This window comes from Streptomonospora sp. PA3 (assembly GCF_009728995.1).
GTDB lineage: Bacteria > Actinomycetota > Actinomycetes > Streptosporangiales > Streptosporangiaceae > Streptomonospora.
In genome coordinates, this window is the sequence record NZ_VTZW01000009.1 from 104,872 (window position 1) to 126,634 (window position 21,763).

Here is a 21,763-nt window from a genome sequence, read left to right on the forward strand (position 1 = left end):
CTATTCGGCGAACACCGGGTCGGCGGGCATGCGTCGCGACTCGTTCGCCACGGGGGTGGCGTAGGTGTAGTCGAACAACGTGGAGACGTCCGGGGGCGGGCTGTTCTCCGCGAAGTCCGCGGCGTCGGCGACCTCATCCTTGACCGAGTCCGCGATCTCCTTCTTCTTGTCCTCGGTGAGCACGCCGGCCTTCTCCAGCTGGTCCTCGAAGGCGGCCAGGGGGTCGTTGGCCCGGGCCTGGGCCACCTGCTCCTCGGTGCGGTATTTGGCGGGGTCGACCACCGAGTGGCCCTTGAGCCGGTAGCTGGTGCACTCCAGGATGTAGGGGCGCTGCTCGGAGCGGGCCTTCTCGACGAGGTCCACGGCCGCGTCGCGGACCGCGAGCACGTCGCGGCCGTCGACGCGCACGCCCTCGATGCGGTAGGCCGACCCGCGCTTGTACAGGTCGGGCTCCGCGGACGACTTCTCGACGGTGGTGCCCATGCCGGTGAAGTTGTTCACGATGGCGTAGACGATGGGCAGGTTCCACAGCGAGGCGAGGTTGAGGGCCTCGTGCCAGGCGCCGATGTTGGTGGTGCCGTCGCCCAGCTGGCACATGACGATCTCGTCGCCGCCGCGGTAGGAGACCGCCAGCGCGGCGCCGGTGGCCAGGGGCAGCTGGCCGCCGACGATGCCGTAGCCGCCCAGCATGCGGGTCTGGGTGTCGTACATGTGCATGGAGCCGCCCCAGCCCTTGGCCACGCCGTCGGTGCGGCCGTAGAGCTCGGCCATGACCCGGCGCGGGCTCATGCCCTTGTGGATGGCGTATCCGTGGTCGCGGTAGTTGGTGTAGAGGTAGTCGCGCTCCTGCAGCGACTCCATCAGGCCCACGACCGTGGCCTCCTCGCCCAGGTTCAGGTGGCAGTAGCCCCCGATGCGCGCCTGGGTGTAGGCCTGCCCCGTGCGCTCCTCGAACCGGCGGACCAGCAGCATCCGCCGGTAGTAGTCGAGCAGGACGTCGGGCTTCTCGTCGGCGACGCCGGAGGTGGTGCCGCCGGTGGCCGATGTGGTGCTGTCTTTCCGGCTCCGCCGGCGGCCCCCCGTGCTCCTGGCGGTGCCGCCGCCCTTCGCCTTGGCCGTGTCAGCCATGCTGGTGCCTTTCTACGTGCGGAGGCGGCCCTGCCCGGACCGGTGGATCCGGGGAGGCCGCTACCCGGGATCGCGGTCGGGACCGGGCCCGGGAGAGGGTGCGCCGGCGCCGGGCTCAATCGGCGGGGCGCGCAAGTGGCTGGTTAGCTGTTCGTGGCCGGACTCGCGGTCCGCCCGCCTCCCGAGTCACCCTTCCCCGGTTCGGGGGCCGGGTCACCCTTTCCGGTCGGCTCGCGTAGCTCGTTCGACCCACATACCGTGTGATGTGCGTCGCGCACACTCTACGTACTGATCGATGATCGATCAATACGACTTTACGGGACACACACCGCGAAAGCCCAGCGGGCGTGTGGGGCGCGGCGCCGTCTGGACTGACGAGCGCGGGAGCGAGGGACGAGCGACTGTGCGAGGAGGGAAGACGGCGCGTCTAAGCACCCCGCACACCCGCGGAAAACGCGAATCAGGCAAGTCAGGGGCGGGGCCGGGCGCGCTTCAGCCGGCGCGGCCGTAGGTCTTCATCGCGGCCTCCACATAATTGAGGACATGCTCGCGCACCATCCGCCCCACGTCCGCGTCGCCTCTGCGGAACGCGTCGGTGATCTGGGCGTGGTCGGCCGCCTTGGCGTGCAGCTCCATGTTCAGCCACCGCACCGACAGCCGGGTCCACACCTCGACGCCCAGCGACTCCCAGGTGTGGGAGAGCACACTGTTGTCGGCCGCGCGCACGATCTCGCGGTGGAACTCCACGCTGTGCTTGATCTGCTCCTCGACGTCCCCGTCGGCCGTGGCCCGGCGCAGCGCCTCGACCTCGCGCTCCAGCGGCCGCGGGTCGGCGGCCAGGCGCGGGGCGGCCAGCTCGGCCGCGACCAGCTCCAAGCCGGCGCGCACCGGGTAGATCTCGGCCATGTCGGCGACCCCGAAGTCGCGCACCCGCGCGCCCTTGTTGGGCACCGACTCGATGAGCCGCAGGGTCTCCAGCTCCCGCAGCGCCTCGCGCACCGGCGCCTGGCTGACGTTGAACTCGGTCGCCACACGGCGCTCGACGATGCGCTCGCCCGGCTGCCAGCGGCCCGAGAGCAGACCCTCCACCAGCATGTGCCGGATCTGCTCCCGCAGAGGGTTGCGGGCCAGGCGGGCGGGGTCGTCCGGCCACTCCGGGAGATCGACCATCAACGGCCTTTCTGCTCAGGCCCCGGGCAGGGCGTCGGGCGGTCGGGATGTCGGGGTTCCACTACGAAGAGTGCCATACACGGCGCCCGCCGGACCTCAGCCGGGCACGGGGCGAACCGCGCCCACCGGGGGCGGACGCGGCGGTGAACAGTAGCCGGGAAAGCGCTGACCAGGGAATGAATCCCGAGGTGAATGGCTCGGCCTTCTGCGAGTGTCAGTGCCGCGCCGGGTGGCGGGACGCTATGCTCGACTGTCGGAAATGTTCCATCAAAGCTGGGTAGCGTGGCGGTGTGTACCGCCCCGGCGGCACGGCCGACCGGGTGGCGGCACAACCCTGTACTGCCCGCCCGTCCCCGCCGTCCGCAGCGCCGCGGACCCCGGCGGCGGCGCCGAACCCCCAGCGCCCGGGGAGGCTTTGACCTCGCGTCCCCGGCGCCTTGGCCCTTCGCGTTCCCACAGACCCCAGACCGAGCGGCGAGCCCGTCCCCCCTACGCACAAACGTGCCGCAGGCCAGCCCACAATGCGTGAGACAGCACTGAGCACATGATGCATACATTGCGGATCCGGTCGAACCCGCCGTTGACTGCCGGGATCTCGATACCCCTGCTGGGAGCCCGGCGGCCGCCCGGCCCGGGCCCCCGCACCTCCGAGGACAGCGCCGCACCGGGGCGCCGGCAGAACGCGCCTCAGGTCACGTGGCCGAGCGTGAGCGAGATCGCGTGGGGCCTCGCCTCCGACAAAACGGCGATCTTCCTGGCTGTGGCACTGATCATAATGACAGTTCTCTCAGCCGGTCCCCTCCACCCTATCGACAATCTGATCAACAACGCACCTCGGCCGTACTGGGATCAGTTGCGGGAACCGCTCATTCTGTGGCCCGACACCGTGGCCTCCCGTTTCGTGGCGCTTCCGGTGCTGGGGGTGACCTGCCTCCAGCTCGCCTACTGGCACCGCTCCTGGCGGCCGGTGATCCTCGGGGCCGTGGGCCCCTTCGGCATGATGAGCCTGGTCGCGGCGATGAAGCTGCTGTTCTCCCGCGGCCATCCGCGCTCCGGCGACCCCTCGTTCTTCGCCGAGTCGGGCGTCTCCTTTCCGTCCGGGCACGGCGCCAACGCCATCCTGATCTACGGGCTGGTGCTGTTTCTGATCATCCGCTACCGCGCGGCGCGGCCGCACATCGTGCGCCGGCTGGCGTACTGCATCGTGGGGATCGCGATCCTGCAGTCGGTGGTGTCGGTGTACCTGCACTTCCACTGGTTCACCGACCTGCTCACGGGCATGGTCGCCGGTGGGCTCGCCCTGGTGCTGACCATCCGGCTGGACCGGATGATCCCCGAGGGCCGCACGGCCTACTGGTGGCCGTGGTACGGCCGCAGCCTCTGGCGCGGCGACGCCCCCGACCCCGACCCCGAGCGGGTCGGGGCCGAGCGGGGCTGAGCCGGACCGGGCCTCCCCGCGGCGCTGCGGCGAGGCCCGGCGCGTGACCGGATCAGCCCGCCGGCACGAGTTCGCGCAGGCGCCCGTTGAGCTCCTTGGCGAAGAAGTCGAAGAAGCCGTCTGGGTCCGGCCCGGCGTTGACCAGCGCGAGGCGGTCGAACCCGGCGTCGGTGAACTGCTGGGCGACGGCGACGTGGCGCTCGGGGTCGGGACCGTAGCCGAATCCCGAGCTCATGTCCTCCTCGCGCACAAAGGACGTCGCCGCCTCGAAGTTGGCCACGTTGGGCAGCTCGGCCTGCACCTTCCAGCCCGTCACGCCGAAGCGGAACATCCGGTGCGCCGACTTCAGGGCGCTGTCCTCGTCGGGAGCCCAGGACAGCGGCACCTCGGCGTAGCGGGGCCCGCTGCCGCCCGCCTGGCGGTAGTTGCGCACCAGCTCGGGCTTGGGCTCGGTGGCGAAGATCGCGTCGCCCAGGTCCGCGGCCAGCCTCGCTGCGGCCTTCCCGCCGCCGGCCACCGCGATCAGCGGCGGGTTCTCCGGCAGGTCGAACACCTGGGCGTCGACCAGGCGCAGGTGCCGGCCCTCGAAGGAGTGGTAGCCGCCCTGCCACAGCAGCCGGATGATCTGGATGGACTCCTCAAGCATCTCGTGGCGCTCGGTGGCCGCAGGCCAGGACCGGCCCACGACGTGCTCGTTGAGCTGCTCGCCCGCGCCCACGCCCAACACGAAGCGCCCCTCCGACAGCAGCGCGACGGTCGCCGCGGCCTGGGCCACGATCGCGGGATGGTAGCGGATGGACGGGCAGGTCACGCCCGTGGCCAGGCCGATGCGCCGGGTGCGGGCGGCGATGGATCCCAGGATCGACCAGGCGAAGCCCGAGTGGCCGTGGCTCTCCAGCCACGGGTGGTAGTGGTCGCTGATCTCGACGAAGTCGAACCCGGCCGCCTCGGCGCGCTCGGCCTGGCGCACCATCTCCTGCGGCGAGTAGCCCTCGGCGAAGAGCTTGTAGCCGATCTGCATGCTTCCTCCACCGGTGGTGTCGGTGTCCCCGCGGGCCGCTACCCGTGGTGATCACCGGGCATGCGCGGGCGGAGGGCAGCGGCGGGAGGCGCGCCGGCGGGACGGCTCAGCTGCCGTCGCGCACGTCTGCCAGGCGCTCGGCGGAGTAGCCGATCTCCTCGAACCGGGCGGTGGCGCCCTGGCCCTGGGGGCTCTGCACGAGGAAGCCGGCCTCGACCTCGTCGTGCAGCGCGAAGTAGCGCACCAGCTGCCAGGGGCCCTCGCCCACGCGCGCGTGGAAGGCGTAGGCGGAGCCGAGCCGGCAGGCGCGCAGCCGGACTTCGCCGGCTTCGGGCGGCGCCTGGAAGGAGTTGCAGTCGTCGCTGACCCCGCGGTTGACCACCGAGACGATGGTCGGCACTCCCTGCGGCGACAGTTCCAGGCAGAGCTTCGCCCAGGTGTCGGGAGAGTGGTACAGCAGCAGGACGGCCGCGTCGAAGGTCTGGGCGAGGTCGATGCGCACCAGCGCGCTGACGCAGAAGTCGCCGTCGAGTCCGCCCACGAGCGCGGGGGCGCTGTCGAAGCGGGCTCCGCTGCCGGCGTCGGTGAACAGGTCGGTGTAGGTGGGGGAGCTGACGACCAGCCTGTCGTAGCCGGGGACCTCGAAGGACGCCGGTGCGTTGATCCAGCGCATCGGCACGGGGAAGGCGGCGATCGAGACGGAATCGGCCATGGGGGTCTCCAGGAGCGGCAGGCCGCGGAGGGGCGTCCGCGGCGCGGATTGGGCGGGGGCAGGCTCGGTCCGCGATCGGCGAAGGCGCCGTTTCGCCAGGAAGATACTGACCGGGAGTAGGTCGGGCAAGGGACCATCGGCAGTGTTCGGCCGGTGTTCAGCGCGGGCCGGGAGGGGTGTCGAATGTGCCGGTGGAGCCGCGACAGGCGGCGGACGCCGCCGTACCGGCCGCTCGGCCGACGAGCCGGTACGCTCGGACGCCGACGCCGCCGGCTCGGCGCGGGCGGCCGGGCGGAGCGGCGGACTGCGGCGTGCGGTGCGGAAGGGTGGTTTCGGGTGGAGCGGGACTCGACCGGAGCGGAACCGGCAAAGGCGGGCGCGCCCGCGGGCGGCTCCCTGCGCGACAGACTGCGGAGCATCCCGGTGTTCGCCGCGGAGATCCCCTCCTTCGACCCGGTGGCGGCCCCCGGCGATCCGGTGGAGCTGTTCACGCAGTGGCTCGACCACGCCGTGGCGGCCGGTGTCCCCGAGCCGCACGTGATGAACCTGGCCACCTCGGACGCCGGCAACCGGGTGGCCTCGCGCTTTCTGATCCTCAAGGACGCCGGCCCCCGCGGCTGGTCGTTCGCCACCGGCTCGACCAGCCCCAAGGGGCGCGACCTCGCCGCCAACCCGCATGCGGCCCTGGCCTGCTACTGGCCGCGCGTGGCCCGCCAGATCCGCGTCGGCGGCACCGTCGCCCCCGAGAGCCCGCAGACCAGCGCCGCCGACTTCCTGGCCCGCTCCGCGGAGGCGCGTGCCGAAGCGCTGGTGGGCGGGCAGAGCGCCCCGATGGAATCGGTCGAGCAGCACGAGAACGAGCTGGCCGAGGCGCGCAGCCGCGTCGCCGCCGATCCCTCGCTCGTCGCCCCGCAGTGGACGCTGTACACGCTGCGCCCCGAGTACGTGGAGTTCTGGCAGGGCGCCAAGGACCGCAACCACATCCGGCTGCGCTACACCGCGGCGGGAGACGGCGGCTGGGACCGGGTGCTGCTGCGGCCCTGACCGGCGCGCGGGTCCGGCCCCCATGTCACCGGGATGGTGCAGGATGTCGGTATGGCCGCGGACGGCCATACCGCCCGACCGGTGAGGAGCATTCGATGATCGGCCGCCTGTCCACCGTCGTCCTGGACTGCCCGGACCCCCGCGCGCTGGCGGAGTTCTACTCCGAGATCCTGGGCATGCCCATAACCCGTGTCGACGGGCTGTGGATCGACATCGGCGATCCGGGCGGCGTGCAGGTCAGCTTCCAGCACGCCCCCGACCATGTCCCGCCCCGCTGGCCCGACCCCGCTTACCCGCAGCAGCTCCACCTCGACATCGAGGTCGACGACATCGCCGCGGCCGAGCCCCGGGTGCTCGCCCTCGGGGCGACCAGGGTGGGCGACGGCTCCGACTTCCGCGTCTACACCGATCCCGCCGGCCATCCGTTCTGCCTGGTGGCCGGCTCCTCCGGAGCGGCCGCGAGCGGCTGACCCCGCCCGGGCCGCGTCGCCGTCGGCGGCACGGCGTGGCACCGACGGCTGCACCGCCTCGCGTGTTCGACTGGAGAGTGAGCAGGTCACTCGCCGGATTCGGCGCGGCGGCGCCTCACCGTCCCCCGGTGTGAGCCGGGTAAGCGAACACCCCGGTCGCCCCGGTCGGGTGCCGTCGCGGCGGGCGGCGGAGAGCGGCTCCGACGCGCCAGGGGAGGCAGCGCATGCCGGTTACCGACTCCCTGTTCGACGACTTCATCCACGTCCGGCCGCGGCTGGCGATCCTGGCGCGGCTGGCCCGCGCCGGCTGGGTGGAGTTCACGCAGCTGCGCGAGAGCGTGGGATGCAGCGACTCCGCGCTGTCCAAGCAGGTCAGCGCGTTGCAGTCGGCCGGCTACGCCGAGGTGCGCAAGATGACCGAGCGCCATCGCCGCCGCACCTGGATCCGGCTGACGGACGAGGGCAGCGCCGCGCTGATGCGCCATCTCGACGCCCTCGAACGCCTCGCCGCCCAGGCGCGCGGCGCGGTCCCGCGGCGCTGACCCGCGCGCGGCCGCGCGCCTGGGCCGCGCTCCCCCGGGTCGAGGCCCCTTGTTCAGGATGCGGTTTCCGTGCTGCGCACGAATTACGGGCGAGGTTTTAGGGCCGATTTCGGCTAGTCGCTATTGCGATCATCAACCCGAAACTATCGGTATTTCCACCTGCTGGCGGTGGGTGTCGTAGCGGTGTCGGAGCCGTACCCCCGCTAGTTCCCGGTTAACGGTCCGCGGTTTTCTCGATTTACGGCTGGCGCTTATTGCCGTCTTTTGCTCCGATAGTTTCGAATTTGCCGCGTCGGCTGCAACGAATCCGCAGGTGCGGGACTCGGCTCCGTCGCGACGTCCGGATTGGTCCGTAACTTCTTCTTCACGAGCCGTCGGAGGCGGTGTTACGTTCATCACGCTCATGAGCGGGAGCGCTCCCGGCTTCAGATTCCCCCACCCACCGGATCCGCACCTGGAGGTGCTGAAGTGAGACTCGCAAAACGCGCGAGCCACGAGACCCCCCGCCGGACCCGCCGCGGCAGGCGCGTCGTCGGCGCAGCGTTCGCGGCGCTCCTCGGAGCGGCCGTCCTGGCGCCGGCCGCACCGGCCGCCGCCGACGCCCCGCTGCGGGACCACGCCGCTCAGCAGGGCTTCGAGATCGGCGCGGCGATCGCCCCCAACCATCTGCAGAACGACAGCCAGTACGCGGACCTGGCCGCCACCGAGTTCAACGCCGCGACGCCCGAGAACGCGATGAAGTGGTCGGTGACCGAGCCGTCCCGCAACCAGTTCAGCTTCGGCCAGGCCGACGCGTTCATGGACTTCGCGCAGGCCAACAACCAGAAGGTGCGCGGCCACACGCTGGTCTGGCACAGCCAGCTGCCGTCCTGGGTCGAGAACGGCAACTTCAGCCGCAGCGAGCTGCTGTCGATCATGGAGAACCACATCGACCAGGTGGCCGGCCGCTACGCGGGCGAGATCGCCTACTGGGACGTCGCCAACGAGATCTTCCTGGGCGACGGCTCGTGGCGCGACTCGGTCTTCTACCGGACGCTCGGCCCGGACTTCGTGGCCGAGGCGCTGCGCATGACCGCCGAGGCCGACCCCAACGCGGAGCTGTGGCTTAACGACTACAGCATCGACGGGATCAACGCCAAGAGCGACGCCTACTACAACCTGATCCAGGACCTGATCGCCCAGGGCGTCCCGATCGACGGCATCGGCCTGCAGGCGCACCTCATCAACGGCCAGGTGCCCAGCAGCATGCAGCAGAACATCCAGCGCTTCGCCGACCTCGGCATCAAGGTGGCCATCACCGAGCTGGACGTGCGCATCCAGATGCCGGCCAGCCAGAGCGAGCTGGAGCAGCAGGCCCGCGACTACCGCGCGGTGATGGACGCCTGCATGAACGTCAACGGCTGCATCGGCGTCACCGTGTGGGGCGTCTCCGACCAGTACTCCTGGGTTCCGGACACCTTCGAGGGCCAGGGTGCCCCGCTGCTGTTCAACGAGAACTACCAGCCCAAGCCGGCCTACGACGCCGTCCACGAGGCGCTCGGCGGCACCAGCGACGGCGGCGGTGACGACGGCGGCGGCGACGACGGGGGCGGTGACGACGGCGGCGGCACCTCGGGTCCCTGCGCCGTCTCCTACTCCGCCGCCAACGAGTGGAACACCGGGTTCACCGGCCAGATCACCGTCACCAACAACGGCGGGTCCGCGCTGAACGGCTGGGAGCTGCAGTTCGACTTCCCCAGCGGTCAGCAGCTCTCCAACGGCTGGAACGCCCAGTGGTCGCAGTCCGGATCCACCGTGACCGCGACCAACACGAGCTGGAACAGCACCCTGGCGGCGGGCGGCTCGGTGAGCATCGGGTTCAACGCCTCGCACAGCGGCAGCAACGCCGAGCCGGAGTCCTTCACCCTCAACGGGCAGTCCTGCAGCGTGTCCTGATTGCCCTGACTCCCTCGACCCCTGCCCGGCGCCCCGGGCACCGGCGGTGACCCGGTGCCCGCGGGCAGGGTGACCGCGGCCGGCCGGACCGCATCCCCCATTCCGGCCGGCCCGGTCACGGCCCCCGCCGCCAGCGGCGGGGGCCGCTTCGCGTGCGCGGCTGCGCACCGGGCGGCGCCGCCGGCCCTATAGGCTCCGGACGCGGGGGCGCACAGTGCCCCGGTGCCAACGCCGAGGCCGCGATGGGGGGATCGTGCCGGAGGAATCGGGCGGGCCGCAGACCGGTCCGGCGCCGTGCTGCGCGGCGCCGCGCAGCAGCGGTGCGGTGCGGAAGCCGCAGGAACCGGTGTCGGCGCCCGGCGCCGCCGCATGCGCCGCGAGCGCACTGCCGCACGACGACGTCGCGCTGCCGGGCGGCGTCTTCGCCATGGGCGACGCCTTCGGCGAGGGCTACGCCGCCGACGGCGAGACCCCGGTCCACGAAGTGGAGGTCTCCCCGCTGCGCATCGGCGCGACGGCCGTCACCAACCGCGCATTCGCGCTCTTCGTCGACGCGACCGGCTACCGCACCGACGCCGAGCGCTTCGGATCCTCGGCCGTCTTCCGCCATGCCGTCAGCGCCCGCCGATCGGACGTCCTGGGCGCCGCGCCGTCCGCACCGTGGTGGCTGGAGGTCGCCGGAGCCGACTGGCGCCACCCCTTCGGCCCGCTCAGCGGGCTGGACGGGCTGGCCGACCATCCCGTCGTACACGTGTCCTGGGCGGACGCGCAGGCCTACTGCGCGTGGGCGGGCCGGCGGCTGCCCACGGAGGCCGAATGGGAGTACGCGGCGCGCGGCGGGCTCGCCGGGCGCCGCTTCGCCTGGGGCGACGACCTTGCGCCGGGCGGGCGGTGGCGGTGCAACATCTGGCAGGGCCGGTTCCCCCACAGCAACACCGGCGAGGACGGATGGCTGGCCACGGCCCCGGTGCGCTCCTATCCGCCCAACGGATTCGGGCTGTTCGAGACGGCCGGCAACGTCTGGGAGTGGTGCGCCGACGCCTTCGACCCGGCCTACTACGCCCGTTCGCCGCGCCGCGACCCGCAGGGCCCCCGGCCGGCCGGCGAGCAGGCGCCGCGGGTGATGCGCGGCGGCTCCTACCTGTGCCACGACTCCTACTGCCACCGCTACCGGGTGGCCGCCCGCACCGGCAACACCCCCGACTCCAGCAGCGGCAACTGCGGGTTCCGCACGGCGGCCCGCGACTGAGCGGCGGCCTCACCCCAGCAGGAAGGCGATCCCCACCAGCACCGGCAGGGTGAGGAACGTCGTCAGCAGCACCGTCTCGCGGGTCATCTCCTGGGCGGTGCGGTAGAGCACGGCGTAGGTGTACATGTTCTGGGCCGTCGGCAGCGCGGCGATCACCACGACCGCGAACAGCTCGGTGCCCTCCAGGCCGAAGCACAGGCTGCCCAGCATCCACGCCGCCGCGGGTTGGACCAGGCACTTCAGCAGCACCGCGAGGGCGACGGGGCCCCGATGCGGGCCGCGGCCGGGAAGCGGGCTGCCGTGCAGCGAGATGCCGAACGCCAGCAGCACCGCCGGCACCGACATCGAGCCGACCAGTTCGAACGGCCGCATCAGCGCGTCGGGCACCGTCCAGCCGCAGGCCGCGACCGCCACCCCGGCCAGGCACCCGATGACCACCGGGTTGCGCAGCGGCGCCGCCAGGATGCGCAGCGGCCCGGTGCGGGAGTCCGGATCGCGGCGGCGCAGGTCCAGGATGGTCAGGCCGATGGGACTCACGGCGACCAGCTGGAACAGCAGCACCGGCGCGACCAGGGACGCGTCCCCCAGCACGTAGGCCGAGACGGGGATGCCCAGGTTGCCGGAGTTGACGTAGGTGGCGCACAGCGCGCCCATCGTGGTCGTGCCCGCGTCCCAGCGGCGCAGCAGGGCCACGGCGGTGAACAGTGCGGCGGCCACCGCCATACTCAGGGCGCTCACCAGCAGCGGTGCGGCCACCAGCATTGACAGGTCGGCGTCGGAGAGGATCTCGAACAGCAGGGCGGGCGTGGCGACGTAGAAGGCGAGGTTGGTCAGCACGTGGCGGCCGTTGTCGCCGAGCACGTCCAGCCGGCCGAGGATGTAGCCGAGGGCGACGATGCTCGCGATCACGCCGAACCCGATCACGACCCCGGTCACGGCGCGTCCCCCCAGCTCCGCTCGCCTGCCGCCGGACGCGGACCGGCCACGGCGTGCCCGGGCCCGCTTGCGAACCCGAAGAGACTAACCGCGGCCGGCCGGGGGCTGCCACGGCGTGGCTCACACTCGCTGCGGCTCCGCCGGAGGGCTCCGCGTTGCGGAATCGGAATGTTTGGCCGCTGCCGACAGTGGCCAACCTGTGCCAAATCGGCACATACCAACGGTATGCAGGCTCTAAGGTGGTGTCTTCTCTTGTTCGGACGGTCAGGAAGGGCACCGGGAGTTGCTGCACCTGAGGGTGATCTCACCGCACGAGCGCACCGACGACGTCCTCGACGTCCTGAAGAACGAGGTCGGGGTGGCGCACGTCGTCGTCTTCAACAGCGCGGCGGTGCAGCCCCCGGGCGACGCGGTCGAGGCCGACCTGGCGCGCGAGTGCGTCGACTCGGTGCTGCTCAAGCTCTCCGCACTCGACATCGACCACACCGGCGCCATCACGCTTGAGGCGCTGGAGACCACGCTGTCCGACACCGCCGATACCGCGCGCGCCGACGCGCCCGGCCACGGTCACGAGGCGGTGGTCTGGGACGAGCTCATCTCCCGCGCCGACGACGACTCCCACCTCAACTGGGTCTACCTGACCTTCCTCACCCTGGGGCTGATGATCGCTGCCGTCGGCGTGGTCACCAACTCCCCGGTCACCGTGGTGGGGGCCATGGCCGTCGCCCCCGACTTCGGCCCGCTCGCGGCTTTCGGGGTGGGGCTCATCGGCCGCCGCTGGGACCTGGTGCGCCAGTCGGCGAGCACCACGGCGATCGGGTTCGGCGTCGCCATGGCCGTCACCACCGTGTTCATGCTGCTGCTGGAGTGGACCGGACTGGTGGCCATCACCGCGCCGGGGCTGAGCGACGAGAGCCAGGTGGACTTCATCTACGACGTCGGACCCTTCTCGCTGATCGTCGCGCTGCTCGCCGGCGCCGCGGGCATGCTCAGCCTGCTGTCGGCCAAGTCGTCGGCGCTGGTGGGCGTCTTCATCTCGGTCACCACGGTGCCCGCCGCCTCCTATGCGGTGGTCGCGGCGACCCTGACCGACTGGACGCGGGCGATCCAGTCGCTGGAGCAGCTCGTCATCAACCTCGTCGGCATCATGATCGCCGCCACCGTCGTGCTGGCCGTGCGCACCCGCCGCGAGCACCGCACCGGCGACGGCCGCCCGCTCAGCCAGCGGTGACCGCCGGCGCGCAGTCGGCGGCACCCGGTTGGCATGTTCACGGGCGCTTCGGGCAGCGGGCCGCGTGGGCAACAGACTCCGCTCCGACCGGAGGAGGAGAGATATGGCAGAGCAGGAACCGAGCAGCCCGCTGAAGGACAAGAACTACAACCTCGTCTGGGTCGTCCAGCAGTCGCTGGAGAACGTCTTCCGGCTGGAGACCTACATCCAGGACGCGGAGAAGCAGGGCGACGACGAGGTCGCCGGCTGGCTGCGCAAGATCCAGGAGAACAACAAGAAGGCCGGTGAGCAGGGCAAGCGCATGCTCGCCCAGCGGCTCCAGGCCGAAGGCGGCTGATCGGCGCTCGCCTTTTCGAGCGCTGCGGCCCGCTGACCCGCGGCCGCCGCCCGGGCGCGCTCCCGCGCCGGGCGGCGGCCGCTCGCATCCGCGCGGCCGGGGGCGGGGGTGCAGACGAGGTCGGACGGGGGATTCGCCGGCATGGGTGCACGCGGGAATGCGGGGACGGGCGAGGGGACGGTCACCGTGGGGGTGGTGGCCGATCCGGTGGCGGCCCCCGCCCAGGTCTCCGAGCAGCTGGCGCGCGACCTGCCCGATCTGCTGGCCGAGCACGTCGACGCCGACCGCCGATGGCGGGCCGACGTCCGCCGCGAGCAGCTGCCGCCCAGCGACGAGGCCCACACCGCGATGATGGACGTGGCCGACGCGCGGATGCGCCGCCACGGCTGGGACTTCGCGGTGTGCGTCACCGACGTCGTCCTGCGCACGGCCGGGCACCCCATCGTGGCCGACGCGAACCGCAGCCGCCGGATCGTGGTCGTCTCCCTTCCCGCCTTCGGCGGCATGGCGCTGCGCCGCAGCGTGCGGGCCGTGGTCGCCCAGCTCATCGCCGACATGGTCAACCCGGCGGCGCGCGTCCAGCTCCCGGGGCGCCCGGCGCGGGGCCGCCGGCTGCCCGTGCTGGCGCGCCGCTTCCAGCGCGTGGCCCCCGAGCAGCCGGGTATCGACACCCGGATCCTGGCCTCCCGCGGCAGGCTGCGGCTGCTGGTCGGCATGGTGCGCGACAACCGGCCCTGGCGGCTGGTGTTCGGCCTGACCGGGCCGCTGGTGGGCGCGTTCGCGTTCAGCGCGTTCTACACGATCAACACCACCGTGTGGCGGCTGGCCACCACCATGGGCGCACTCCGGCTGCTGGCCGCTGTGCTCGGCTCCATGGCCGTCATGGTCCTGTGGCTGATCGTGTACCACGGCCTGTGGGAGCCCTCGCGCGGCAGGCCGCCGGGCGAGCGCGACCAGGCCGCGCTGTTCAACGCTTCGACGCTGCTGACCCTGGGGATCGGTGTGGGCTGCATGTTCGGCGGGTTGTACGGGGTCAACCTGGCGGCGGCGTCGGTGCTGCTCGCTCCCGAGGTCCTGGGCCGGCACGTCGAGGCCGGAGTCGACGCCGGCGACTACCTGGCGGTCGCGCTGCTGGTGACCGCCGCGGGCACGGTCGCGGGCGCAATCGGGTCCGGGTTCGAGACCGAGGACTCCGTGCGCGAGGCCGCCTTCAGCTATCGCGAACGCGCGCGCCGCGAGGTCCTGCACGCCTCCTGGGAGCGGCGCAGCGGCGAGAAGGGCGCGGGGGAGTCCTGCGGTGCGGCAGAGCCCCCCGAAGAGGGGTAGTGCCCTCGGCGGCCCGGCCGCGTCAGCGCTCCGGCGCCGCAGCGGGCGGTGCCCCGTGTGCCGGCTCGGCCGCCTGCGGTCGCGCCGCCGCGGTGCGGCGCTGGTACTGGGCCAGCGCCGCACCGGTGATGATGATCAGCGCGCCGATCGGCTCGTTCCAGGCCAGGTCCTCACCGAGCAGCACGACGCCCGCGCCGATGGCCACGACCGGGGCGACGTAGGTCACGGTCGATGCGACGGTGGCCCCGGCCTCGCGGATGACCCCGTACTGCAGCACGAACGCGAGCCCGGTACCCAGCGCTCCCAGGATCGCGACGGCGGCGAGGGCCTGCGCGGGCAGCGCCTGCGGCACGTCGGTGAACAGCAGCGCGGCGACGGAGATCTGCACGCTGCCGGTGAGCAGCTGGGCGGTGACCAGTTCCAGCGACGAGTGCCCGCTGCCGGCCACGAACCGCCGCAGGTAGGGGGTGCCGATCCCGTAGCCGACGGTCGCGCCCACGGCCAGCAGCATGCCCGCGGCGCCGGCCCCCTCCAGACCCGTCCACACCCCGAAGACGACGAGCACGCCGACGAACCCGATGACCAGGCCCGCCAGCCGGGTGCGCGTAGGCCGCTCGTCGGGGAGCAGCAGCAGCGAGAACAGCAGGACGAAGAGCGGGGTCGCGGCGTTGCAGATGCCGTTCACCGCCGAGGGGATCAGCTGTCCGGCGTAGCCGAAGAGGGTGAACGGCACGACGTTGATGATGAACGCCGTCACCGAAAGGTGGAACCACATCCGCGCGCCGCGCGGAAGGCGGCCTCCGCGCAGCAGCACGAAGCCGGCGAGCGGTATCAGCCCGGTGAGCATCCGGCCGAGCGTGATCTGGATGGGCGGAAGGTACTCGCCGGCGATGCCGATCCACATGAAGCTCGTGCCCCACAGCACCGCCAGCAGCAGGAACTTCAGCCGCCAGCCGAGCGCGGGACGCGGCGAGGCGGGTCCGGCCGGGGCGCGGAGGGCGGGTGCCGGGCGGCGGGGCGGGGAGGCCGATCCGGCCGCGGCGGCGCTGTTCTGCGCGGGGTGGAGGCTCATGAGTCAAGGGATATCGCCGCCACCTGTATTAGGTCTACTTCATTATGCTTAACCGCCGCATTAGCGATGCTCAACCAAAGGCTCGGCCGGGCAGCCGTGCCGAGGCGGGTGCGGCGACGCGGGTGCGGGTTTCGCGGCGCCGCAGCGCGTGAGCTGGGCTTATCCGTCCTCAGCCCCGGTACGCGGTCTGCACCAGCCGGGGCTGGCCGTCCTCCCCCTCCTCGACGCGGTAGCCGTCGCCCTCGGGGGCTGTGTCGAGGATCTCCTGGCGGTAGCGCCGCGCCGTCCGCGGAGTCACGCCCAGGTGCCCGGCGATCTCCTCCTCGGTGATGTCGGGGATCGTCTCCAGCAGGTGGCGCACCTGCTGGCGGCGCTGCTGGGTCGTGGGGCGGGGGGACAGGGGGCGGGCGCTGCGCCGCGGCGCGGGGCCCGGAGAGGGCTGCGGGGCGTCCGCCGCGCGCTGCGCGGGCTCGGACTCGGGCTCCGGCCGGGACTCGGGAGCGGAGGCAAAGGCGGGCTCGGCGGCCGCCGGCTCCTCGGTCGCCTGCTGCGCGTGCGGCGGTTCGGCGGCGGCCGGTTCGGGGGCCGCGCGCGTGCCGCGCTGCGGCTGTGCGGGCTCGGCGGCGCCGGCCTCCGAGGGCCGGGAGGCGGCGGGGGAGACCGGCCCCGGTTCCTGGAACACCGGCGTGTGCGCTCTCTCGCCGCTCCCGGCCGCGGTCGCCGGGCCGCCGGCCTGCTCGCCGCCGGCGGTCTGCTCGCCGCCGGCCTGCTCACCGCCGGTCTGCTCGCCGTCGGCGGCGGGTCGCCGGGACGCGTGGCCGTCGGCGCCGCCGTCAGGCTCCGGGATGGCCACGGCCTCCCACCTTGCCGGTTCGGCGGCCGCGGGCGCCGCGGGTCGCGCGGCCGGCTCGCCGAGCAGGACGCGGGCCTCCTCGGCGCTCATGGCCACCCGCGAAGCGGTCATGGCGCGGATGATGCGGAACGCGGTGGGCAGGTCGTAGCCGTTGTCCAGCATCCACTTCAGGTGGCGCGGGGTCGCCCGCCGCCAGCGGCGCGCGTACTGCTCGCGCAGCATCGCGTAGGCGAGCTGCCGCTGCTGCTCGCGCTCCAGCGCATCCGGATAGGAGGTGATGCCCGAGCCCAGCATCAGCCGGGCGACCTTGAGGGTGGAGACGGGGTGGGCGATCCAGCGCCCGGCCGGGATGCGGTCGGCGGGACCGCCGTGGGCGAGCCCGGCCAGGTGGCGCACCCACGCGGCCACGCCCTCGGCGATGAGGATGATGACCACCGGCGGCCCTGCGTGGCCGAGGTAGGAGGAGGTGGTCCCCTCGCCCTGGGCGACGTTGAGCACGATGGTGATCGCCGAGAGCCCGTAGGCCGACCATCGGTTGAGCGGGTGGCGGCGGCCCTGCCACTCCATGACCAGGTCCATCGCCAGGAAGTAGACGATGACGGCGTCGATGCCCAGCGGGAACAGGAACCGCAGGTCGCCGCCGTTGATCGCGGTGAGCTTGGTGTCGGCCAGCCAGGTCGCCGACTCGTACAGGGCGGCGTAGCTCATCGTGAAGGCGACGGTGATCAGCGTCAGCGCGGTCGCGGCGATGATCGCGGTGGCCACCAGGTAGCCGGTGTGCAGGCCGGAGCCGGTGGCGGTGCGGGGGGTCCGCCGAGCGAGCAGGGCGCGCAGGCCGGCGATGGCGAGCACCACCACGGCGAGCGCGGCCGCGGCGATCACCCACCACGGCACGTGGGACGTCCACGCAGGCATCAGGTCTCAACTCCCGAATCAGGGCACACAGCACTGAACCCACGCGAGTCTGGCAGAGTCGGGTCTCGGTTGCGTGACCGGACGGCCACGGCAGGCGTCCGTGCTGCGGGTGCGAGTGTGCGGCGGGGCGGCCGGTCGCGGCGTCGTCCCCGGTGGTCGGCGGCGCACTGCGCCGTGCCCGCCCGGCGGGATCCCAAGGTCCGATCGGCGAGGGGGTCCGCGGGCCGCGGCGGCGAGCGGCCGGTGGCGTCGGAATCGCCGGTTTCCGCGACAGCATAGCCACCTCCCGGACTGCGGCGCCCGGTCGGGTTCGCTCCGCGCGCCGCCCCGGCGCGGTGGCCGCCCGGGTTTTCCCGACCCGCCCGCGGGTAGCCGCCGCGCCGAAAGCCGCTGCGCCTCCCGTTCGCGAGGAGCCACTCATGTCAGCAGGTCAGACGCCCGATCCCTATCCGAGCTTCGACACGATGCCGATCGGCGGCCGATGGCGGCCGGGCGGTTCGGGGCGGACGGCCGCCGACGTCAATCCCTATGACGACGCCGTGCTCACCGAGATCGGCCTGGCCGGCGCCGACGACGTCGACACCGCCTTCCGCGCCGCGGCGGAGGCCCAGCGCGCCTGGGCCGACACCCCCGGCGGAGAGCGCGCCGAGGTGTTCCTGCGGGCGATCTCGGTCATGGAGGCGCGCAAGGAGGAGATCGTCGACTGGCTCGTCGCCGAAACCGGCGGCGTGCGCCAGCGCGCCGAGTTCGAGTGGGGCCTGGTGCGCGCCGGCATGGCCGAAGTGGTCTCCTACCCGACGCGTGTTTCCGGGCGCATCCTGCCCGGCACGGTCCCCGGCAAGGAGAACCGGGTCTACCGCCAGCCGCTGGGCGTCGTGTCGGTGATCAGCCCGTGGAACTTCCCGTTCCAGCTCTCGCACCGCTCGGTGGCCCCGGCGCTGGCGCTGGGCAACGCGGTCGTGCTCAAGCCGGCCGGCGACACCCCCGTCACGGGCGGTCTCCTGCTCGCCCGCGTCTACGAGGAGGCCGGCCTGCCGCCCGGCCTGCTCAACGTGGTCGTCGGCAAGAGCAGCGAGATCGGCGACCCGCTCGTCACCCACGAGCTGTCCCGGCTGATCTCGTTCACCGGGTCGACGCCCGTGGGCGAAAGCATCGCCCGCAAGGCGCCGCTGAAGCGGCGGGCGCTGGAGCTGGGCGGCAACGGCCCGCTGGTCGTCCTCGGCGACGCCGACGTGGAGCGCGCGGTCGACGCCGCCGCCTTCGGCTCCTACTACCACCAGGGCCAGATCTGCATGGCGACCAACCGGGTCGTCGTGGACTCGGCGGTCCACGACGACTTCGTCGACCGGCTGACCGAGCGCGCCCGCAGTCTGCGCACCGGCGACCCCGCGGATCCGCGGACCGGCATCGGCCCCGTGGTCAACGACAGCCAGCGCGACGGCATCCTCGACAAGGTCGCCCGGGCCGTGGACGACGGCGCCGACCTGGTGCTCTCCGGCGAGCCCGGCGGTCCCGCCGGCCGGGTGATCCCGCCGCACCTGCTGGTGGGCGGCAACGACGTCGCCACGGCCGCCGAGGAGGTGTTCGGCCCGGTGGTGACGGTGGTGCGCGCCGAGGGCGACGAGCACGCGCTGGAGTTGGCCAACGCCACCGAATACGGCCTCTCCAGCGCGGTCTACACGGCCGACGCCGAGCGGGGCGTGCGCTTCGCGCAGCGCGTGCAGGCGGGGATGACCCACGTCAACGACACCACCGTCAACGACGAGCCCAACACGGCGTTCGGCGGCGAGAAGGCATCGGGGATCGGCCGATTCGGCGGCGACTGGGCGATCGAGGAGTTCACCCGCGACCACTGGGTGAGCGTCCAGCACACCTACCGCGACCTCCCGTTCGGCGCGGGCTGAGCCCGAGGCGAGGCCGCGGCGCCGCCGGGCCGCGCGCCCGCGGCGCCCGGCGTCCGATCGGGCTGGTTTCGGGTTAGTTCGGCTTCATAGGCGGCGGGGCACCGTATTAGGATCCCTTCATGCTCAGCGTCGACCGCCTGCGCACCCTCCACGCCATCGCGGCCCACGGGTCGCTCAACGGAGCGGCCGAAGCGCTGCACGTCACCAGCTCGGCCGTCTCCCAGCAGCTGTCGAAGCTGGAACGCGAGGTCGGGCAGTCGCTGGTGGAGCGCAACGGGCGCGGGGTGCGGCTGACCGAGGCGGCCCGGATCCTCGTGGAGCACACCGGGCAGATCCTCTCCCTCGTGCAGCAGGCCGAGGCCGCCGTTGAGTCCCACCGGGGCGAGATCGTCGGGACCCTGGAGCTGTCCTCCTTCGCCTCGGGCGCGCGCGGGCTGGTCACCCCGGCACTGGCCCTGCTCGCCCAGGCTCACCCCAAGCTGCGGGTGCACCTGAGCGAGCTGGAGCCCGACGACAGCATCCCCGCGGTGGCGCGCGGCGACTCCGACATCGCGCTGGCGGTCGACTGGGAGGGCTCGCCCATCGCGCTGCCCAAGTCGATGGTCAAGGCGCCGATCATGGTCGACGTCGCCGACGTCGCGCTGCCGGCGAGCCACCCGCTGGCGCACCGGGAGCTTTTGGAGCTCGACGAGGTCGTCGCGGAGCCGTGGATCAGCTGGGGCAAGGGGTCGATCTGCCACGACTGGCTGGAGGGCGTGCTGCGCGCCCGCGGGATCGAGCCGACGATCGCCCACAGCGTCGAGGAGCACCAGACCAAACTGACGATGATCGCCGCAGGGCTCGGCGCGGCGGTGATGCCGCGGCTCGGGCTGGGGCCGGTACCCGAGGGCGTGCGGCTGGTCCCGGTGCAGCCGGCGCTGGTCCGCCAGGTCTTCGCCTTCTGGCGCAAGGACGCCGCGCGCCGCCCCGCGATCACCGCCGCCGTCCGCAAGCTGCGCGAGGCCGCCGCCGAGCACGGCTGACACCGCGTCGTGTGCTTCCCGCGGGTGTGCGGGGAGCCGTGAGGCGCCGTCTTCCCTCCTCGCTTATGCCGGGTTAAAGAACGGCGGGCGCGCCGGTTTCCCAGGCACCCACCGGGCATCACCCGGGGCGGCTGCCAGCGGGGTTGCGGCAATGGGTGCGTTTCGCATAGCGCGGCCCGCCCGTCGGCCCGCCGCCACCCCATCGGGGACGCTGCGCGTCACATGCTCGCTTGCCGCCGAACGCACGCTGAACCTGTCGGGCGGAGCCGTGGTGACCGGCTTCTTAAACAGGTCGTAGACGCGCTCCGCACGCCCGCTCACTCGCGTCGGCCGCGCGCCGCGGGCGGGTATCGGCCTCCCCGCTGCTTCGCGGCGCCACCGGAGGTGCTGGAATGTCCGCCATGAGAACTCTGGCCAAGGCCGCGGCGTTCGCGGGGCGCTGGTTCGGCCTGCTGATCCTGGCGAGCGCGCTGCTGGGCCTGCTCGTCCCCGACCAGGCCGCCCGGCTGACCCCCGCGATCAGCGTGCTCCTGGGCGTCATCATGTTCGGCATGGGCCTGACCCTGCGGCCCTCCGACTTCGCGATCGTGTTCACCCGGCCGCAGGCGGTCGTGCTCGGCCTGGTCGCCCAGTTCACGATCATGCCGCTGGTGGGCTGGGGGCTGGCCGAGCTGCTGCAACTGCCTCCACTGCTGCTGGTGGGCATGGTGCTGGTGGGCGCCGCCCCGGGCGGAACGGCGTCCAACGTCATCGTCTACCTGGCGCGCGGAGACGTGGCGCTGTCGGTGGCGATGACCTCGGTCTCCACCCTGCTGGCGCCCTTCCTCACCCCGCTGCTGGTGCTGTGGCTGGCCGGCTCGACGCTGCCCGTCGACGCCGGCGACCTGCTGGTGTCCATCCTGCAGATCGTCCTGGTCCCCGTGGTGCTGGGCATCGTGGTGCGCGCGCTGTTCTCCAGGCTGGTGCAGAAGGTGCTGCCGGTGCTGCCGCTCGTCTCGGTCACGGGCATCATGATCGTGGTGTTCGCCGTGGTGGGCGCCAACGCCGACGCTTTGCTGGCCACCGGCGCCCTGGTGGTGCTCGCGGTCGTGCTGCACAACCTGATCGGCTTGGCCTTGGGCTACGGGGCCGGCAAGGCCGTCCGCCTGCCGGAATCCGCCCGGCGCGCCGCCTCGATCGAGGTCGGCATGCAGAACTCCGGCCTGGCGGCGGCGCTGGCCACCACGCATTTCGAGCCGCTGGCCGCGCTTCCGGCGGCGCTGTTCTCCGTGTGGCACAACATCTCCGGGGCCCTGGCCGCCTCCTACTGGGCCCGACGCAGCGGCGGCGCACCCGGCGCCGGCGGCCCGACCCCGGGGGCGCGCAAGCGCGCGTCCTGACCCGCCCCGTGCGGCGCGCAGGGCGCGCCGCACGCGGCTCCGTATTCGGACCTCCCCTATCCGACGGAATCTCCGCCCG

The 21,763-nt window shown here is 72.7% G+C and carries 19 protein-coding genes; 12 read left to right on the plus strand and 7 right to left on the minus strand.

What is annotated here, in order from left to right:
* Together pdhA and FZ103_RS08805 are read right to left on the minus strand one after the other, a co-directional pair.
* Positions 1-1,128, minus strand: a complete 1,128-nt coding sequence (gene pdhA, locus FZ103_RS08800) for a pyruvate dehydrogenase (acetyl-transferring) E1 component subunit alpha (RefSeq protein ID WP_156000188.1) — start codon at positions 1,126-1,128, stop codon at positions 1-3.
* A gap of 492 nt (positions 1,129-1,620) precedes the next feature.
* Positions 1,621-2,298 (minus strand): GntR family transcriptional regulator, encoded by a 678-nt coding sequence (locus FZ103_RS08805; protein ID WP_156000189.1) that lies wholly within the window; start codon positions 2,296-2,298, stop codon positions 1,621-1,623.
* Positions 2,299-3,004: 706 nt separating this feature from the next.
* Between FZ103_RS08805 and FZ103_RS08810 the strand changes: the two genes are divergently transcribed.
* Positions 3,005-3,736: a phosphatase PAP2 family protein gene (locus tag FZ103_RS08810; protein ID WP_343233444.1), complete on the plus strand. Its 732-nt coding sequence runs from the start codon at positions 3,005-3,007 to the stop codon at positions 3,734-3,736.
* Between the two features lie 52 nt (positions 3,737-3,788).
* On the opposite strand, the gene FZ103_RS08815 is transcribed toward FZ103_RS08810, so the two are convergent.
* Entirely contained in the window at positions 3,789-4,757 is a 969-nt protein-coding gene (locus FZ103_RS08815; protein WP_156000190.1) for a TIGR03557 family F420-dependent LLM class oxidoreductase, read from the minus strand.
* 106 nt (positions 4,758-4,863) lie between these two features.
* A complete protein-coding gene (locus FZ103_RS08820; RefSeq protein ID WP_156000191.1) occupies positions 4,864-5,469 on the minus strand; it encodes a DUF1349 domain-containing protein in 606 nt (201 codons plus the stop codon).
* Between the two features lie 336 nt (positions 5,470-5,805).
* Here FZ103_RS08820 and FZ103_RS08825 point away from each other — a divergent pair, with 336 nt between their 5' ends.
* From FZ103_RS08825 to FZ103_RS08845, 5 genes are all read left to right on the plus strand, one after another.
* Positions 5,806-6,513 carry a pyridoxal 5'-phosphate synthase gene (locus tag FZ103_RS08825; protein WP_343233445.1) on the plus strand — a complete coding sequence of 236 codons (708 nt, stop codon included), beginning with the start codon at positions 5,806-5,808 and terminating at the stop codon, positions 6,511-6,513.
* Positions 6,514-6,608: 95 nt separating this feature from the next.
* Positions 6,609-6,983: a VOC family protein gene (locus FZ103_RS08830; RefSeq protein WP_156000193.1), complete on the plus strand. Its 375-nt coding sequence runs from the start codon at positions 6,609-6,611 to the stop codon at positions 6,981-6,983.
* Positions 6,984-7,207: 224 nt separating this feature from the next.
* Positions 7,208-7,525 (plus strand): transcriptional regulator, encoded by a 318-nt coding sequence (locus FZ103_RS08835; RefSeq protein WP_156000194.1) that lies wholly within the window; start codon positions 7,208-7,210, stop codon positions 7,523-7,525.
* 468 nt (positions 7,526-7,993) lie between these two features.
* Positions 7,994-9,460 carry an endo-1,4-beta-xylanase gene (locus FZ103_RS08840; protein WP_186356041.1) on the plus strand — a complete coding sequence of 489 codons (1,467 nt, stop codon included), beginning with the start codon at positions 7,994-7,996 and terminating at the stop codon, positions 9,458-9,460.
* 325 nt (positions 9,461-9,785) lie between these two features.
* Positions 9,786-10,709, plus strand: a complete 924-nt coding sequence (locus FZ103_RS08845; RefSeq protein ID WP_343233446.1) for a formylglycine-generating enzyme family protein — start codon at positions 9,786-9,788, stop codon at positions 10,707-10,709.
* Between the two features lie 9 nt (positions 10,710-10,718).
* Here the strand turns inward: FZ103_RS08845 and FZ103_RS08850 are convergent, their stop codons facing one another.
* Positions 10,719-11,645, minus strand: coding sequence for an AEC family transporter (locus FZ103_RS08850; protein ID WP_186356042.1), 927 nt, complete (start codon positions 11,643-11,645; stop codon positions 10,719-10,721).
* A gap of 283 nt (positions 11,646-11,928) precedes the next feature.
* On the opposite strand from FZ103_RS08850, the gene FZ103_RS08855 reads away from it, so the two are divergent.
* From FZ103_RS08855 to FZ103_RS08865, 3 genes are all read left to right on the plus strand, one after another.
* Positions 11,929-12,876 carry a DUF389 domain-containing protein gene (locus tag FZ103_RS08855; RefSeq protein ID WP_156000197.1) on the plus strand — a complete coding sequence of 316 codons (948 nt, stop codon included), beginning with the start codon at positions 11,929-11,931 and terminating at the stop codon, positions 12,874-12,876.
* A gap of 103 nt (positions 12,877-12,979) precedes the next feature.
* Positions 12,980-13,213: a hypothetical protein gene (locus tag FZ103_RS08860; protein ID WP_156000198.1), complete on the plus strand. Its 234-nt coding sequence runs from the start codon at positions 12,980-12,982 to the stop codon at positions 13,211-13,213.
* A 141-nt stretch (positions 13,214-13,354) separates the two neighbouring features.
* Positions 13,355-14,539, plus strand: coding sequence for a hypothetical protein (locus FZ103_RS08865; RefSeq protein ID WP_156000199.1), 1,185 nt, complete (start codon positions 13,355-13,357; stop codon positions 14,537-14,539).
* 22 nt (positions 14,540-14,561) lie between these two features.
* Here the strand turns inward: FZ103_RS08865 and FZ103_RS08870 are convergent, their stop codons facing one another.
* Positions 14,562-15,611 (minus strand): DMT family transporter, encoded by a 1,050-nt coding sequence (locus tag FZ103_RS08870; RefSeq protein WP_156000200.1) that lies wholly within the window; start codon positions 15,609-15,611, stop codon positions 14,562-14,564.
* A 169-nt stretch (positions 15,612-15,780) separates the two neighbouring features.
* Positions 15,781-17,379 (minus strand): DUF2637 domain-containing protein, encoded by a 1,599-nt coding sequence (locus FZ103_RS08875; protein WP_156000201.1) that lies wholly within the window; start codon positions 17,377-17,379, stop codon positions 15,781-15,783.
* A 419-nt stretch (positions 17,380-17,798) separates the two neighbouring features.
* Between FZ103_RS08875 and FZ103_RS08880 the strand changes: the two genes are divergently transcribed.
* The 3 genes from FZ103_RS08880 to FZ103_RS08890 all read left to right on the plus strand — a co-directional run bounded on the left by FZ103_RS08880 (position 17,799) and on the right by FZ103_RS08890 (position 21,684).
* Positions 17,799-19,283 (plus strand): aldehyde dehydrogenase family protein, encoded by a 1,485-nt coding sequence (locus FZ103_RS08880; RefSeq protein WP_156000202.1) that lies wholly within the window; start codon positions 17,799-17,801, stop codon positions 19,281-19,283.
* Positions 19,284-19,402: 119 nt separating this feature from the next.
* Positions 19,403-20,305 (plus strand): LysR family transcriptional regulator, encoded by a 903-nt coding sequence (locus FZ103_RS08885; protein WP_156000203.1) that lies wholly within the window; start codon positions 19,403-19,405, stop codon positions 20,303-20,305.
* Positions 20,306-20,706: 401 nt separating this feature from the next.
* Positions 20,707-21,684 carry a bile acid:sodium symporter family protein gene (locus FZ103_RS08890; protein ID WP_156000896.1) on the plus strand — a complete coding sequence of 326 codons (978 nt, stop codon included), beginning with the start codon at positions 20,707-20,709 and terminating at the stop codon, positions 21,682-21,684.
* Positions 21,685-21,763: the final 79 nt, after the last annotated feature.